This is a genomic window from Burkholderia sp. Ax-1724 (assembly GCF_011752995.1).
GTDB lineage: Bacteria > Pseudomonadota > Gammaproteobacteria > Burkholderiales > Burkholderiaceae > Paraburkholderia.
In genome coordinates this window covers 17060-31218 of the sequence record NZ_VWWL01000024.1, presented here as the reverse complement: position 1 = coordinate 31218, position 14159 = coordinate 17060, and the positions used below count along the sequence as shown (strand labels likewise).

At 58.6% G+C, this 14159-nt stretch carries 12 protein-coding genes and 1 tRNA gene; 4 read left to right on the top strand and 9 right to left on the bottom strand.

From position 1 onward, the window contains the following. Window positions 1-64: 64 nt before the first annotated feature. Window positions 65-964, bottom strand: coding sequence for a LysR family transcriptional regulator (locus tag F3J19_RS25795; RefSeq protein WP_167048089.1), 900 nt, complete (start codon window positions 962-964; stop codon window positions 65-67). A gap of 115 nt (window positions 965-1079) precedes the next feature. Here F3J19_RS25795 and F3J19_RS25790 point away from each other — a divergent pair, with 115 nt between their 5' ends. After that, window positions 1080-1652, top strand: coding sequence for a RidA family protein (locus F3J19_RS25790; protein WP_167048086.1), 573 nt, complete (start codon window positions 1080-1082; stop codon window positions 1650-1652). Between the two features lie 34 nt (window positions 1653-1686). On the opposite strand, the gene F3J19_RS25785 is transcribed toward F3J19_RS25790, so the two are convergent. Beyond that, window positions 1687-2286, bottom strand: a complete 600-nt coding sequence (locus F3J19_RS25785; RefSeq protein ID WP_167048083.1) for a hypothetical protein — start codon at window positions 2284-2286, stop codon at window positions 1687-1689. A gap of 345 nt (window positions 2287-2631) precedes the next feature. Between F3J19_RS25785 and F3J19_RS25780 the strand changes: the two genes are divergently transcribed. Beyond that, window positions 2632-4077 (top strand): DEAD/DEAH box helicase, encoded by a 1446-nt coding sequence (locus tag F3J19_RS25780; protein WP_167048080.1) that lies wholly within the window; start codon window positions 2632-2634, stop codon window positions 4075-4077. Between the two features lie 119 nt (window positions 4078-4196). Beyond that, window positions 4197-4748, top strand: a complete 552-nt coding sequence (locus F3J19_RS25775) for a DUF4256 domain-containing protein (protein WP_167048077.1) — start codon at window positions 4197-4199, stop codon at window positions 4746-4748. Between the two features lie 287 nt (window positions 4749-5035). Here the strand turns inward: F3J19_RS25775 and F3J19_RS25770 are convergent, their stop codons facing one another. Both F3J19_RS25770 and F3J19_RS25765 read right to left on the bottom strand, forming a co-directional pair. Then, window positions 5036-6250, bottom strand: a complete 1215-nt coding sequence (locus F3J19_RS25770) for an MFS transporter (protein ID WP_167048074.1) — start codon at window positions 6248-6250, stop codon at window positions 5036-5038. Window positions 6251-6561: 311 nt separating this feature from the next. After that, window positions 6562-7194, bottom strand: coding sequence for a glutathione binding-like protein (locus tag F3J19_RS25765; protein WP_167048071.1), 633 nt, complete (start codon window positions 7192-7194; stop codon window positions 6562-6564). 152 nt (window positions 7195-7346) lie between these two features. Here F3J19_RS25765 and F3J19_RS25760 point away from each other — a divergent pair, with 152 nt between their 5' ends. Beyond that, a complete protein-coding gene (locus F3J19_RS25760; protein WP_167048068.1) occupies window positions 7347-7691 on the top strand; it encodes a helix-turn-helix domain-containing protein in 345 nt (114 codons plus the stop codon). 445 nt (window positions 7692-8136) lie between these two features. Here the strand turns inward: F3J19_RS25760 and F3J19_RS25755 are convergent, their stop codons facing one another. The 5 genes from F3J19_RS25755 to F3J19_RS25735 form a co-directional block, all read right to left on the bottom strand. Beyond that, window positions 8137-9471, bottom strand: coding sequence for an MFS transporter (locus tag F3J19_RS25755; RefSeq protein WP_167048065.1), 1335 nt, complete (start codon window positions 9469-9471; stop codon window positions 8137-8139). 93 nt (window positions 9472-9564) lie between these two features. After that, window positions 9565-10335, bottom strand: coding sequence for an alpha/beta fold hydrolase (locus F3J19_RS25750; RefSeq protein WP_240159238.1), 771 nt, complete (start codon window positions 10333-10335; stop codon window positions 9565-9567). 193 nt (window positions 10336-10528) lie between these two features. Further along, window positions 10529-12082: an ethanolamine ammonia-lyase reactivating factor EutA gene (locus F3J19_RS25745; protein WP_167048059.1), complete on the bottom strand. Its 1554-nt coding sequence runs from the start codon at window positions 12080-12082 to the stop codon at window positions 10529-10531. 76 nt (window positions 12083-12158) lie between these two features. Next, window positions 12159-13379 carry a cupin gene (locus F3J19_RS25740; RefSeq protein WP_167048056.1) on the bottom strand — a complete coding sequence of 407 codons (1221 nt, stop codon included), beginning with the start codon at window positions 13377-13379 and terminating at the stop codon, window positions 12159-12161. Window positions 13380-14044: 665 nt separating this feature from the next. Beyond that, window positions 14045-14140 (bottom strand) — tRNA-Sec (locus tag F3J19_RS25735). Window positions 14141-14159 lie beyond the last annotated feature (19 nt).

The following is a 14159-nucleotide window of genomic DNA, read 5'->3' as shown; positions in this document are numbered from 1 at the left end:
GCCTCCGGATTGTGCAAATCCGGCGGCACGACGGCCTGCAAGCCAGCGTGAGCGAGCAGCAGGATTAGTTCCGCCACGGAGAGTCGCGAAACGACTCGGCGAGATACTCGACCAGTTGCCGCACCTTGGCCGGGACGAACTTGCGCGAGGGATACAGGGCAAACACGCCCAACTCGATGGATCGGTGCTCGGGCAGCACCTCGACCAGTTCCCCGCTCGTCATGACACCGTCGACCAGGAAACTGGGCAGCAGGACGATCCCCCGGTGCTGACGCGCCATGGCAAGGCAGGTATCGCCGCTGTTCGTGCGCACACGCGGCAGGACACGTGTCGTCACGATCTCGCCGGCATTCTCGAACTCCCATTGGTCGCCAAGAGAAAACAGGTTATAGGCAATGATGTCGTGCCGCTGCAGGTCCGAGGGATGAAGAGGCCGGCCTCGCGCCTGGAGATAGACCGGCGAGGCGCAGAGGATCATGCGCGTCGACGCGAGCTTGCGACCGACCAGTGAGCTGGAGGGTATGCGCGCGATACGCACGGCCATGTCGAAGCCTTCGTCGACGAGGTCGACGACGTGATCGGTCAGCGTCACCTCGAGCATCACATCCGGGTTGTCGGCGGTGAAGCGCCCCCATAGCGGCGCCAGATGAGACAGGCCGAACGTCATGGGCACGTTGACCTTCAACCGCCCGGACGCCGCACCGTGATGCGCGGTGAGTTCGGCCTCGGCCTCATCGACGCCGGCCAGCAGCGCACGGCATCGGGCGAGAAAGGTCTCGCCCTCCGAGGTGATCGAAAGCCGGCGCGTGGTGCGATGGAGAAGGCGCACGCCCAGGCGCTTCTCCAGCTCGCCGACCCGCTTTGAAACGGTCTGCTTTGAAAGTGCCATCGAATCGGCCGCGCCGGCGAAGCTGCCCGTATCGACGACCGTCGTGAAGACTTTCATCTCGTGGAAACGATCCATTGTCTCTCTCTCGTGGACAAACCATCAGGCTGCCTGCTGTTTATCTAGCGCGGCAGAATTTATAGAGTGTGCATCGTGAAAGCCCCATCCCATCACGTCAAGCAAGGAGTACGGCATGAGCAATAAAACGGCACCCGCGAACGGCAGCGCCCTCGACCTGACTTCGGGGCGTCGCAGATTCCTCGCGACTTCAGCAGCAGCAGCAACAGCAACGGCGTCCGGCCTGTTGGCCACGACGGCCTCGGCCGCAACCTGCCCCGATAAGCAATGGGTGAACCTGGGGGTGCCCTGGGAAGCGAGCTACGGCTACGTGCAGGCGATTCGCGTCGGCGACACGATCTACGTATCGGGTCAGCTCAGCCATGACGATACGGGCAAGCTGGTCGCCCCGGCGCCGGTCGATGCCAACGGTAAAGTCGTCGATTTCTCCAACATGGGCCTGCAGATGCGCCAGGCCTACGCGAATGCGACCAAGGTGCTGAAACTGCTCGGCTTCACGATGGCAAATGTGGTCGAGGAAACGCTCCTGGTTCTCGACGTGGACACGGCCTTTGCCGTGGCGGGCGACATTCGACGGCAGGCTTACGGCAGCAACATGCCGATCGTGACGAGTACGATGCTGGCAACGCCGCGCCTGGCGTTCGTCGGTCAGCTGATCGAGATTAAATTCGTCGCGCGTGTCATCTGAGTGACCAGCGGAATAGCGTCGGCGAGAGCCGGCTCTATTGCGGGCTACGTTTGCGCCACTGCCCCAGGTCGATGTCGATTCGCTCTTCAATCGAACCGCTCCAGTGAGTAGCGAAGCCCGCCTCCCGCAGGAGTTCGATCAGGCGACGCGAGAGCAGCAGGGTATGCTCGTCACGGGCCTGCGGAGTCGGGCCGACGCCGCTGAAAGACAGGTAAAGATGGCCGGTATCAACAGCGCGATCTACGTCCTGGCTGTGATAGAAACAGTAGCCTAGCAGCCCGGAGCCTGGGCCGCCCGCGGCCTTCCACACCTCCCGCGCATCGTCTTTCCCTTCCTGGTTGGTATTGCCCGCGCAATGCAGGGCGATGAAGTGTTCAACCCGAAGCGCCTGGAACACTTTCTCCAGGCGGTCGTATTCGGTAGGGTTTGACCATTCGGCTTCCATGGCGCGCTTGGCGGCTGTCGCCTGGGCCACCTCGGATTTCACCCAGACCAAGTCGTCGGCGTTAAGGTCGTCGGGATCGAGATATTCATCCGTGATGATCGCCTCGATGTCATCAAGGGCGTGGAATCCGCCCCACACCAGTTCATGGATGCGCCAATGGGTGTCCTGGGTATTCAGACTCAACGGCATTGCACTCTCCATTCGCGCTTGCGATCGCCCTCTGGGCATGCGGCGACGCAAGCTATATATAGCGAAATAATCAGGCCCGGTGATTCTAGCAGGCCTATTCTCCGCAATGGCTTGCGCTTGAAATGACAGAACACACGGAGATTTGACGCAACGGCGCGGCGAGCGGTCGCATGCCGGCCCGGTTTCGGGCGACTGCATAGGATCGCCAGGATTTATTCGTCGCATGCGGGATTCCGACCGCCATCCATTGATCGACTCTGTGGCCACGAAACGCCCAGACATTCAATTCATCCATTGCCACTCAACACAACCGCTAGAATTACAGTTTCAGCCCGGAATACGCCCATGTCATTTGCCTCGCTTGGCCTGATCGATCACTTGCTGCGTAATGTGCAGGACCTCAATTACCGGACACCTACGCCGGTGCAGGTCAAGGCGATTCCTGCCGTGCTCAGTGGCAAGGACGTCATGGCGGCGGCACAGACCGGCACCGGCAAAACGGCGGGTTTTGCGCTTCCGCTGTTGCAGCGGCTGGTGCAACACGGCCCGGCGGTGTCCAGCAACCGCGCGCGCGTTCTGGTGCTGGTGCCCACACGTGAACTGGCCGAACAGGTGCTGCAAAGCTTCGTCGGTTACGGCAAAGGCCTCGATTTGCGATTTCTGGCCGCCTATGGCGGCGTGAGTATCAACCCGCAAATGATGAAGTTGCGCAAAGGCGTGGATGTGCTCGTTGCCACGCCGGGCCGTTTGCTGGATCTCCATCGCCAGAACGCAGTGCAGTTTGATCAGGTACAAACGCTGGTGCTGGATGAAGCCGACCGCATGCTGGATCTGGGCTTTGCGCGCGAACTCAACGCCGTCTTCGCAGCGTTGCCGGCCCAGCGCCAGACCCTGCTGTTCTCCGCCACGTTTACCGAGGATATCCGCGCCATGGCGGCGGGTATTCTGCGCGGCCCGGTCGATATCAGCGTCAGCCCGCCCAATGCCACGGCCAGCAAGATCAGGCAGTGGGTGGTGACGGTGGACAAAAAGAACAAGCCTGACCTGTTCATGCACCTTGTGGCCGAGAACAACTGGGAGCACGCGCTGGTGTTCGTCAAAACCCGCAATGGCGTGGATTACCTGGCGGCCATGCTGGATGACGCGGGCTATGCGGTCGACACCATCCACGGCGATAAACCGCAACCCGCGCGCCTGCGTGCGCTGGAGCGCTTCAAGACAGGCGAAGTACAGATGCTGGTCGCCACCGATGTGGCTGCGCGCGGGCTCGATATCGACGATCTGCCGCTGGTGATCAACGTTGATCTGCCGATCGTGGCGCAAGACTATGTGCACCGTATTGGCCGCACCGGCCGTGCAGGTGCCAGCGGCGTGGCGGTGTCCCTTGTGTGTGCCGATGAAGCGCCGCAGCTGGCCGCGATTGAAGCGCTGATCCGGCAAACGCTGCGCCGTGAGGAAGAGCCCGGTTTTGAAGCTGAACACCGCGTGCCGCAAACTAGCGCGACGGGGCAGATCATCAGGAAACCGAAAAAGCCGAAGAAGCCCAAGGTGCCGTTCGCCGCGCCGGGCGCAACGCAGGTGCCCGGCAAAAAGCCGCACCCGCAAAGTGGCGAAAACAGGCACAAGCCTGCGGCGCAACGTGCTGTGGCCGCGGGTAAAGGCACAGCTTTGTCTAGCGGTAGCCCGTTCAGCGTGCAGAAGCCGCGCAGCAAATCCGCCGGCAAGCCAATTGCGAGTTCACGTAAGCCGGCTGGCAAACCTGCTGGTGGCCGCGGTAAACGCCAACCCTGATATGCTTGTCCGCACTATTAACCGTAGATGGACCGACGAGTCCGTCTACTACTGGTTGGGTACCCAGGCAGCATTCGTACGTAATCGAAAGTCAGTAGTGAGTCTTGAGGAGAGGTTCCATGAGCCTGACGAAGAAGCAGAGTGAATCCCTGATTTCCACACTTAAAGCCCGCTTCGAGAAAAATCTGAGCCGTCACAAAGACATCGAGTGGACGCAGGTTCAATCGCGGATGACGTCAGATCCAAAAAAATTGCGGTCGCTTCACGAGATGGAAGCCACGGGTGGTGAGCCAGATGTCATTGGTCACGACGAGAAAACCGGACAGATCATATTCTGTGATTGTTCCGCTGAAAGTCCCGGCGGCCGGAGAAGCTTTTGCTTTGATCGTGAAGCGCTGGATTCCAGAAAGGAGAACAAACCAGCGGGTAATGTCCTGGACACGGTGGCAGCAATGGGAATCGAGTTGCTGTCGGAGGCGCAGTACCGCGATCTGCAAAAACTCGGCTGCTTTGATGCCAAGACTTCCAGTTGGGTTGCGACGCCGCCGGAAATCAGGAAACTTGGCGGAGCGCTGTTCTGTGACAGGCGCTATGACACGGTTTTCGTGTATCACAATGGCGCACAGTCGTACTACGCAGCGAGGGGTTTTCGCGGCATATTGCGGGTCTAGCACGGGGATCAGCAAAACCCAATGGCTGAGTTCTCCCTTTTCATCCATAAGTAGTGAGCGGTCTAACGACTGCAGAGCAACCCATAGCGGCCCATGGTCCGCGATCGTGCCGACGGCCGCAATGGCCGCATTGTGAGCGTGTCCTTCCAAAGACTACCCCTCAGACTTCGCCGCCATAAAGCAGAGGCGCAGCCCTGTGTCGTCAACGATCTTGCTACCCCGATCGAATGCTCCAAACGGGCCGACGGTACAGCAACCTGCCTCCTACGCGTTGTTCCGTGCCTGCGCTACTGCAAACCACTGCGCGCCGCTTCCGACGGCCGTGACTTGCACAGAAGCAGTGCCGCAGTCAGAACACTGAACGCCGCTCCCGCATAAAACGTAGTCGGCGCGCCGAGTCCATCCCACAGGATGCCGGCAATGACACTGGAGGCGAGCGTCACGATACCGCTCAGGAGATTGAAAAAACCGAAGGCCGTACCTCGTAGACCGGGAGGCGCAGCATGGGCCACCATCGTCGCTAGCAGTCCCTGCGTCATTCCCATATGCAAGCCCCAAAGCGCGACTCCAGTCAGCACGGCCCCCCAATGGGCACTGCCGGCGAGTACAACGTCGGCGACAACCAGTACGAACAAGCCCGCAACCATCAGCCTCGTATGGCTCGTCGTATCCGCCAGCTTGCCGAACGGATAAGCGGAGAGAGAATAAACGACGTTCATCGCGACCATCACGAGAGGAACGAGCGCAACGGGGACACCGCTGTGCATCGCGCGCAACACCAGGAACGCTTCGCTGAAACGCGCCAGCGCGAACACACCGCCAACCAGGACGACCCACCAGTAGGTCCGATCCAACTGCCTCAGGCTATCCCAGTGAATCGGGTTGACGCGCTTCGTGCCGAGTGCGTGTGCAGGCTCTGCGATTCCGAACGTCAGCAGTGCGACAGCGAGCCATCCCGGGATGACGGCGAGCCAGAAAGCGAGCCGGAAGTTGTCCGCCCACGTCAGCATGACGACAACGGCAAGCAGCGGCCCGAGAAACGCACCCACGGTGTCGAGCGACTGCCTCAATCCATACGCGGCACCGCGCAGGTGCACGGGGGTCACGTCAGCCACCAGGGCATCCCGTGGCGCGCCTCTCACTCCCTTGCCAACCCGGTCGATAATCCGTGCGGTCACGACGATGCCGATTGTCGGCGCAATCGCAAACAGCGGCTTGCTGAGTGCGCCGAGTCCGTACCCCGTCACCGCCAGCCATTTGCGGTTGCCGAGATAGTCGCTCAGCGTTCCGGAGAACACCTTGACGACGGGTGCCGTGGCTTCCGCGATACCCTCGATGACGCCGATCGTGGCGGCGTTCGCCCCGAGGCCAACCATCAGGAACATAGGTAACAGACTATGGATGATCTCGGAGGAGACATCCATCAGCAGGCTGACACAGCCCAGAACCCACACGGTGCGAGGAATCAGGCGAAGGACGCGGATTGGCGATTCGGTCTGCATGAACTACTGGCTCCAGATTAGGGTGATATGGGTGGCTACGTCGCATTGCTCGCGGGTGGCTGATAGTGGCGGGTTGCGCTTGGTAACCAAGAAGTCAAAGAGTTACCACTGACCCAGGCGAATGTATGTGACCAATAGCTTACGAGGTCGAACACTGAACGCGTGCAACCGGCCACGAAGTGCTACTCGAATACTCATCTCAGACGGCCGGGCCTGCGTGTCCCGCGGACACTCCCCCGACCGTGAAGACTGTCCGTTCGAAAACCAGCATTCCGAGGCTCGACGCTCAGTCGAGCCTGGACCGCGGACGGCTACTTCAACCCTTCGAAATCCAGCGCGCTCCTGACAGCGGGCCGCTGACGCATTCGCTGATACCAACCCTTGAGATTGTCCAGTCCATCGTATGAGATGTTCGCGTTGTAAGTGGGTTCTAACCACGCGGCCTGACCCCATTGCGTGAGCGCATAGAGGTAAGCATCGGCGACAGTGTACGTGCCGCCCATGAGGTAGTTGTTGCCTGCCAGATGTTCGTTTAACCACGCATACCGGCTTTCCAACCTGGGCTTCGCGGTCTCGACGCCGTACTGACCAGCCAGCCGCGCGTAAAGCAACGGGATAAAGCCTTTGTGAATCTCAGATGTCAGAAAGCTCAACCACTCCTGCAATCGATATCGATCAACAATGCCGTTTGCAGGAGCAAGATTCGCATCCGGTTTCAAATCTGCAAGATACTGAACAATCGCGGGCCCCTCGCGCAGGGTTGTACCGTCGTCCAGTTCCAGCAGCGGAACATAGCCGAAAGGGCTCATCTCGTAGAAGTCACGATCGTCCTCGGTGCGATGTGTCTTGTAGTCGACTTTTATCAACTGGATTTCCAGCCCCAACTCCCTGGCGACGATGTGTGGCGACAGCGAACATGCGGCTGGTATGTAATACAGCTTCATAAGTCAGTCCTCGATTCGTTAGATGACATGTGTCGCACTCGGCGCCAAGGCGAACAGCCATGATTGTAAGAATCAGGTTTAAAAATGGAAGAAGGCAGTAAAGTGTCATCTAGGTACAAAAAATATACCTAGATGACTGTTTCGAGACCAACATGAAAGAGAACCTGTCTGGCTGTTCTGTCGAGGAGTCAATGCGCCTGATCGGTGGTCGATGGCGCTTGCTGATTGCCTCGTATTTGATAGATGGCCCGAAGCGATTCAACGATTTACGCCGTGATGTCCCGCAAATCTCGCAACGGATGCTGACGCTAGACCTACGCGCGCTTGAAGATGCCGGGCTCGTTCGGCGTACTGTTTTCCCGACTTCCCCTGTGCGTGTGGAGTACACGCTGACGGAAGATGGCCAGCGCCTGGAACCCGTAGTGGCGGTACTGAAGGAGTTTGGGCTGTGGTTGAAGGGGAGAAACATCTCTGGCAACGCCAATGCAGACCGCTAAGCTGGATGCGGCTGGTTGGTCGACACAAGCTCGCGCGAATGCCGACATGGCGTTCCGAGTGGACGTTATCGCGCGCATTTCAAGCGCCTGTCTTTACATGTCCACTCGCCGCTCGGGTCGGTGAGACTCATTCATCGATAGAGATAGCAAACGTTCACAGGCACCGGTTTGCGAATGGCCGCAATGTGACCCACAGCGGCCGTGCTGTGTCCAATCGGCGACTGTCGGCTTCGACCGAATACGAGTCCATGGACGAAGGCGCTGTAGGGCCGTTCCACTCTGAAACCTGCCGTTGGAACCGCGACGACTCAACCGTCGGCGATGGATCGGCAAAGAGCATTCGCTTTCCTCAGCGTACAGCGGCGTCATCCATCTAACGGTGTCCGTGTGTCCTGAGTTACAGGGGCAACTCCACAAAACCCCGGGGAACGACTACAGTCTTCGGTTACTTCTTCGGGAAGCGATGCCGTGCCACACGCGAGAGCCAAATCGTGGCCACGCAACCGATGACCGACATGATTGCCGGCGCCCAAAAGATCTGTGCCATGTGCACGTGCATGCGGATCAGTTCGCCGCCGGTCAAGGGACCTGCAATTGCGCCAAAGCGTCCCAGACCGTGTGCCCAACCCGTACCCGAAGCGCGAATCTGAGTTGGGTAGCAAACGGCCATCAGAGCATTCGTACCCGACTGCGTACCCAGGATGAAGAGACCGATACCGAACACGCCAAGGGCGAGCGTAACGAAGTGCGTTTGCTGCCCCAGGAACAGGGCCGCCACGGCTCCGAGCGCCATATACAGCGGCACGACCCAAAGACGCCCTCGATCAAGCATCAACGACATCAGAAGGCCCCCGAGAACACCACCCAGGTAGTACATGGAGGCAGCGTGTTCGGCCTGGTGCGGGTTCAGGCCCAGCGAATGCAGAAGGGTCGGCATCCAACTGTTCATGAAGAAGTTCGCGAACAGGTTCGTGACCGACATCACCCAAATGAGTGGAGTGATGATGCGCAGATTGCCTTCAAAGAGTTGGCTGACGTGGAATTTCTTTTCCGCAAGGTGATGGATCTGAAATCTCGGCTCGACCGGGATGTTCAACTCCGGACGGATCCGGCGCGCAAGCTTCACGATCTGCGGATCGTGCGGGTTACGTACGACCAGGAACTTGATCGACTCAGGCAGGAAGAAGTACGCCAGGACTGCGGTTACCAGCGGAGCCACACCACCGATGGTGAAAATCAGGCGCCATTGCGTAGGGTGAATGATGCTTCCTAGCTGGCCCGGCAGAGCACCGCCAAAAGTCATACCCACAAACATCATCGTGATCAACAACGCGCGCTTACGCTGCGGTGCGTATTCGGCTGTCAGAGCCACTGTATTTGCAGGCAGGCCTCCGAGAGCAACGCCGGTGAAGAAGCGGAAAACGATCAGTGTAGAAAAGGATTCGGCAGTCGCGCTAAGCAGGGTAAACGTACTACAAAGCAGTGCCGCAGAGAGGATAGCCACACGCCGGCCCCAGCGGTCGCCGATGTAGCCGAAACCCAGGGCACCAAACAGCATACCGAAGAGACCGGCACTGAACAGAGGGGCCAAGGCGTGTTTCTCGATCCCGAACTCGCTGGCGATACCAATCGCCGTAAATGCGGCGGCCGAAAGATCATAGCCGTCACAAAGTTGGCATAGAAAGCCAATGAATACGACTGTCCAGATGAATGGGCCAATCTTTTGTTCGTCGACAAACTCAGTGATGCGAATCGTTTGTGAATTTACTTCGTAATCCATTATCGATGATCTCCAGCTGCCAGCGTAGTGCATACACGAGTGACGGAGTATGTGATGTACACGATACTTAAGGAATGGGGAGTTACCTGCCACCTATTTCAAACTCATCAACTCACTTGAGTTGCGAATAATGCAATCGATCATTCCTGGATGGTCACTGCTTACATGGGTTCCGCCATCCACAAGGTGAAACACTGACGTTCTCCACGCCTGCATTAAAGGGTATACGCCTATAGGGGTAACCTCGTCACAGCTACCATGAATTAACGTACCGGGAATGTCGTGCAATTGACCTGCATGACTGACTAGCTGATGAGGTGATAAAAATCCTTCATTCAGGAAGTAGTGCACGGAGATGCGAGCCATCGCCAATTCCTGCGCTTTCGTTTGCGGCTCCGTGTCGCGCTCCTGATCCCGAAATCCGGCCAAATGATTTTCCCAGGCGCACCACTCATAAGCCGCCTCGTATTCCTCTTCGGGGATGCCGCAATTCAAAGCCTCTCCGTAGGCCTGTAAAAGATCTTGATGCCCTGCGGCCCGGGTCCACCCGGAAAACCGTGCCCAGGCCTCAGGATGCAGGCGACCGGCGCCCCCTCCGTAAAGCCACTCCAGTTCGTTTTCGGTGCAAAGAAAAACGCCGCGCAGCAGCAGAGCACGGACTCTTTGCCGGTGGGTTTGCGCATAGACCAAGGCCACGGTAGTCCCCCAGGATGCGCCGGAAACAATCCAGCGTTCAACACCAAGCAGGGTGCGTAGCTGCTCGATATCGGAGATCTGATCGGCCATCGTGTTATGTTCTACGCTGGCCGCAGGCGTAGAACGACCGGCCCCACGTGGGTGAATGAGCACAATTCGATAACCCATGGGGTTAAAGAACCGGGAATCCTGGCGGCCAGGAAAACCACCAGGGCCCCCGCATAGATGCAGCAAGGGAATACCCGTGGGATTGCCATGAGCCTCCCAGAAAACGCGATGACCTCCACTGACATCCATCCAACCGGATTCGCGAGCCGTGCTCGGGGGATAAAGATCGCGCAGATAGGGCATCGCTAGTCCCCTATTCGGCCGCGGCTTCGGTTGCGATTTCGGTCACGGGTTCGAATGCGGTTTGGCCCAAGCCGCTTGACGCCGGGAACACCAGGGATTTGATCACCACAGGTGCCGCTGAGGCCGTGGGAAGCAGTTCGCCGATGTCGACGAAATCGAATTCCTTGAGCGAGATCCCGTCAATGGAAACGATAGGCACCGGGAGACCACGTTCCCGCTTGAAGTGGATACCGATCAAGCCGCCGACATCGCCCTCTCCGACCAGGACGATAGGTTGCCCGGCTTCGATCCGCATGCGCATGGCGTTCATGACACCGACAACAAACGCGTCCATCCGGCGATAGAATGCCGTCCCGGCAAACCGGTAGAAGAGAGCGACGCATTTCGTGTCCTCCTGCAGGTCCATCCGCTCGAGCGCTGTCGTCACTGCCTTTTCGATGTCCTTGGGGTCGAGTTGATCCGGCTCAAGATCCAGATCGAGAACCACCACCGGGAGATTGCGCAAGGGAAGCACCGACTGCGGTTCGACGTAAACTGTGCTGCCGCTCACTTGAACCGTGTATTGCGAGGCGCCGACGACCGTAGCCCGGATACCCTCATCCGTTTCCTTGATTTCGGCTCCCGAGGCTTCGATGCGCTTGCGAACAGCGGCGGCCAACATCAAGCCCAAGTCACCGAATACCCGCGTTTCGCGGCCGTAAACGTATTCCGAAACACCACCGGAGAACGTGACGAGATCGGGGACCCGAGCGCCTGCCAGTGGCGGGAGACGCAGCAATGAAGCAGTTGCCGGATCGAGTTCCGCGCCGTTTTTCATCGACGCGTCACACAGGCGCTCGGCCATGCGGTCAACGATGGCCTCCAGTACACCTGGAAGCGGAGGATCACCCACGGTCAGCGTGGCGCCAAGCTCGCGGGCAAAACGCTCGCCTGCGGCTTCGACACGAGCAATTCGGCCTTTTTCGTCGAGGGTAATGATGCGGGCGCCGATGTCGATAGCGGTAACGCTTTTGACCTCGCCTTCTTCACAGATAGCGATCTTCGTGGTCCCGCCGCCAATATCCAGGTGGAGGAGACGGGTGCCTTGACGCAGTGCTCGCAAGACCGCGCCGGAACCGAATGCCGCCAGCATGGATTCGAGGCCGTCGCCAGCCGAGACCGAAACGAATTTGCCCGCCTGCGCGGCAAACAGATCCGCGATTGCGCGTGCGTTACGACGGCGGACCGCCAACCCGGTGAGGATCAGGGCGCCGGTATCAATCTGTTCGGGCGTGACCCCTGCCTTCTGGTATTGCTCATCAATGAACGCACCCAGCCGGGCCTCATCGATAGTCAGGTCGTCGGTATAGGGTGTAAGCAAGATATCCGATTCGTGAAGAATCGTACGTTCCGCAACGATGTAACGCGTGGTCGTGCGTTCGAGAACGATGCGCGAAACGACCATGTGGGAAGTGGAGGACCCGACGTCGATGCCCACGCTGGTTAGTTCGATTTCGTCTTCTTCCTCCAGGCTCCGGCCGGTATCGGTAAAGAAGATGCGACCTTCTTGCGTCTCACTGTTCATGCTTGTCTCCAATACATAAAAGTTAGGGCTGTGTCCCCGAAAGAACACAGCCCTATGGACTAACTACGCGAACGCGTTAGACCACCGAGTCACCGACATTCTTTTCCGGCTTGACGTACCACGACGAATCCATACGACTTTGGACCCCGTTCTTCGTGAGGCGTGCTTCGTACTCTTGACGAATGTACGGATCTTCCATCCAGTAAGGGATAGCCGTGCCGCCAGAACCGACGTCCTGAGCCGTGTAGTCGTTGTGCTTCGAACCCGGGGCACCCGGATCGCGGCCCGGGTTGTGCGGCCCAAACCATGCCGTCAGACGGAACGGCTCCCTGGACGTGCTGAAGTGCTGGTGGTACCAGCGTGCGCCGCCCGGCGCCGCGGTAACCATACCGCCGTAACCGTAGTCGAGGCGACGAACCTTGTCTGCGTGACCGTCGGCCCACGGGTTTTCGCCGCATTCTTCCGGCCACGTGTACGTATAGCCTTCGCCCTTCAGGCAGATGAGGATTGCTGCCGACGTGTGAGCGTGGGCCTTCGAGTAGCGGCCCTGTTCGTGCTGGCCGATCCAGAAATAGAAGCAGTTTTCCGTCATAAACGGCTCAACGCGGCGATAGCCCGGCGAACGACGGTTGTCCAGCGGCAGATCGCAGTTAACCGCATCGGTAATCAGGTTGGTACGACGACGGGCAAGACCGCGGACCGGATCCGTTTCGATCTCGTCGCGCGGCTTGTAGAAGTCTTCGTCTGCGCTGAAGCGATCACGGAACACGAACGGGTTGTTAAACACCGCTTCGACGTTGTTGATCTGGTTCATCACATTCGGTGCCGTGTTGCCGGCGAGCAGGATCGCGCCCGAGTTCGAGCCGTCGACGATGCGGAACCATGCGTTCATCGGAATCGAGAACATCGAACCGGCTTGCCATTCGAAGACGTGCTTGCGGCCTTCGCCTTCGAGCCAAACCTCGGTGGTGCCGCGGCCTTCGACCACCCAGTAGATTTCTTCGAACATGTGCTTTTCGGGGTTCAGTGCACCGCCTGCGGGCACTTCAACCACATAGCAGCCCCACTTCGTTTCTGTGCCCAGCAGCTGGATGTAGTGGCCACGGCCGCCCTTACGCTTCCATTCCACCATCGGCAGATCGCGCACGTCCTTGATACCGATGTCACGGAAGACCGGAACACCTTCGCTTTCCATGAAAATGTCATAGGGCGTCGGTTGCTTCTTGAACTCGCCAAAACCGGCTTTCTTGTGTCCAGCGGGTTCATGCCAGTGGGCAAGGTCTTTTTCATGCGGCATCGCTATCTCTCCTTTTACGGGCTGATCTTTCAGGCAAAGACCGCCTCAGTTGTTCCTTTATAAGGAACGACATACGCTTATATGGAACGACATGATTGAATCACGATACCGTAACGGGTGTCAATGACGGATCGACGTATAGATTTTTCCATCGGGGTTTTTCCGTAAACGGCTCACGTGGCTTGTCATTACCCACTTCCCTTGACGGGCGAGTTCATATCCGGGTTGAATGTCAGTGATCCTCATGGATTTCATGCCGCGCGCCGGAAAGGTGAATGGTCGGCACACGGCAATTCCGTATTGACGACGTGCAAGTTAGATGGATGCGGCTACCCGCTACCGCTGCGGCAACAATTTATCGATACGGGAAGCAGGATGTGTCGGCAAGCGTGCGAGCACATCCTTGAGGTTTTTACACCCGTTGTTATCGATCAGTACCTGTGTCTTGCCGAACCTTCACTGGCACGTGCCCGTTGCGGCGTCATCCATTGATGAAGCGTATCGGCAATGGGGTGCGAGCGGTTGCACCTCGAGTGCGACGTCCTGGATCTGGGCGACGTATTGCAGCGCAGCCAGGTAATTTCGTTTTTTTCCGCGTGCAGATCGAGGAATTTGCGTTGTGCGTGCGCCATGCAGCCAAGCTCGGTTATCCCCAAAGGCCCTGCTGGCGGAAGACAGCCGGAGTCGAACCGACCTGAGAGCGTCTGACGCCCTCAACTGGGTTTGAAGCCCAGCCGCACCACCGGATACGAATGTCTTCCTTCGGTGATTGCAAAACGA

Excerpts from the sequence above, each read along its gene's own strand:
- F3J19_RS25785 (WP_167048083.1), bottom strand. The coding sequence starts at position 2,286 with ATGCCGTTGAGTCTGAATACCCAGGACACCCATTGGCGCATCCATGAA.
- F3J19_RS25765 (WP_167048071.1), bottom strand. The coding sequence starts at position 7,194 with ATGAAGCTGTATTACATACCAGCCGCATGTTCGCTGTCGCCACACATC.
- F3J19_RS25795 (WP_167048089.1), bottom strand. The coding sequence starts at position 964 with ATGGATCGTTTCCACGAGATGAAAGTCTTCACGACGGTCGTCGATACG.
- F3J19_RS25755 (WP_167048065.1), bottom strand. The coding sequence starts at position 9,471 with ATGGATTACGAAGTAAATTCACAAACGATTCGCATCACTGAGTTTGTC.
- F3J19_RS25775 (WP_167048077.1), top strand. The coding sequence starts at position 4,197 with ATGAGCCTGACGAAGAAGCAGAGTGAATCCCTGATTTCCACACTTAAA.
- F3J19_RS25760 (WP_167048068.1), top strand. The coding sequence starts at position 7,347 with ATGAAAGAGAACCTGTCTGGCTGTTCTGTCGAGGAGTCAATGCGCCTG.
- F3J19_RS25750 (WP_240159238.1), bottom strand. The coding sequence starts at position 10,335 with ATGGGTTATCGAATTGTGCTCATTCACCCACGTGGGGCCGGTCGTTCT.
- F3J19_RS25790 (WP_167048086.1), top strand. The coding sequence starts at position 1,080 with ATGAGCAATAAAACGGCACCCGCGAACGGCAGCGCCCTCGACCTGACT.
- F3J19_RS25745 (WP_167048059.1), bottom strand. The coding sequence starts at position 12,082 with ATGAACAGTGAGACGCAAGAAGGTCGCATCTTCTTTACCGATACCGGC.
- F3J19_RS25780 (WP_167048080.1), top strand. The coding sequence starts at position 2,632 with ATGTCATTTGCCTCGCTTGGCCTGATCGATCACTTGCTGCGTAATGTG.
- F3J19_RS25740 (WP_167048056.1), bottom strand. The coding sequence starts at position 13,379 with ATGCCGCATGAAAAAGACCTTGCCCACTGGCATGAACCCGCTGGACAC.
- F3J19_RS25770 (WP_167048074.1), bottom strand. The coding sequence starts at position 6,250 with ATGCAGACCGAATCGCCAATCCGCGTCCTTCGCCTGATTCCTCGCACC.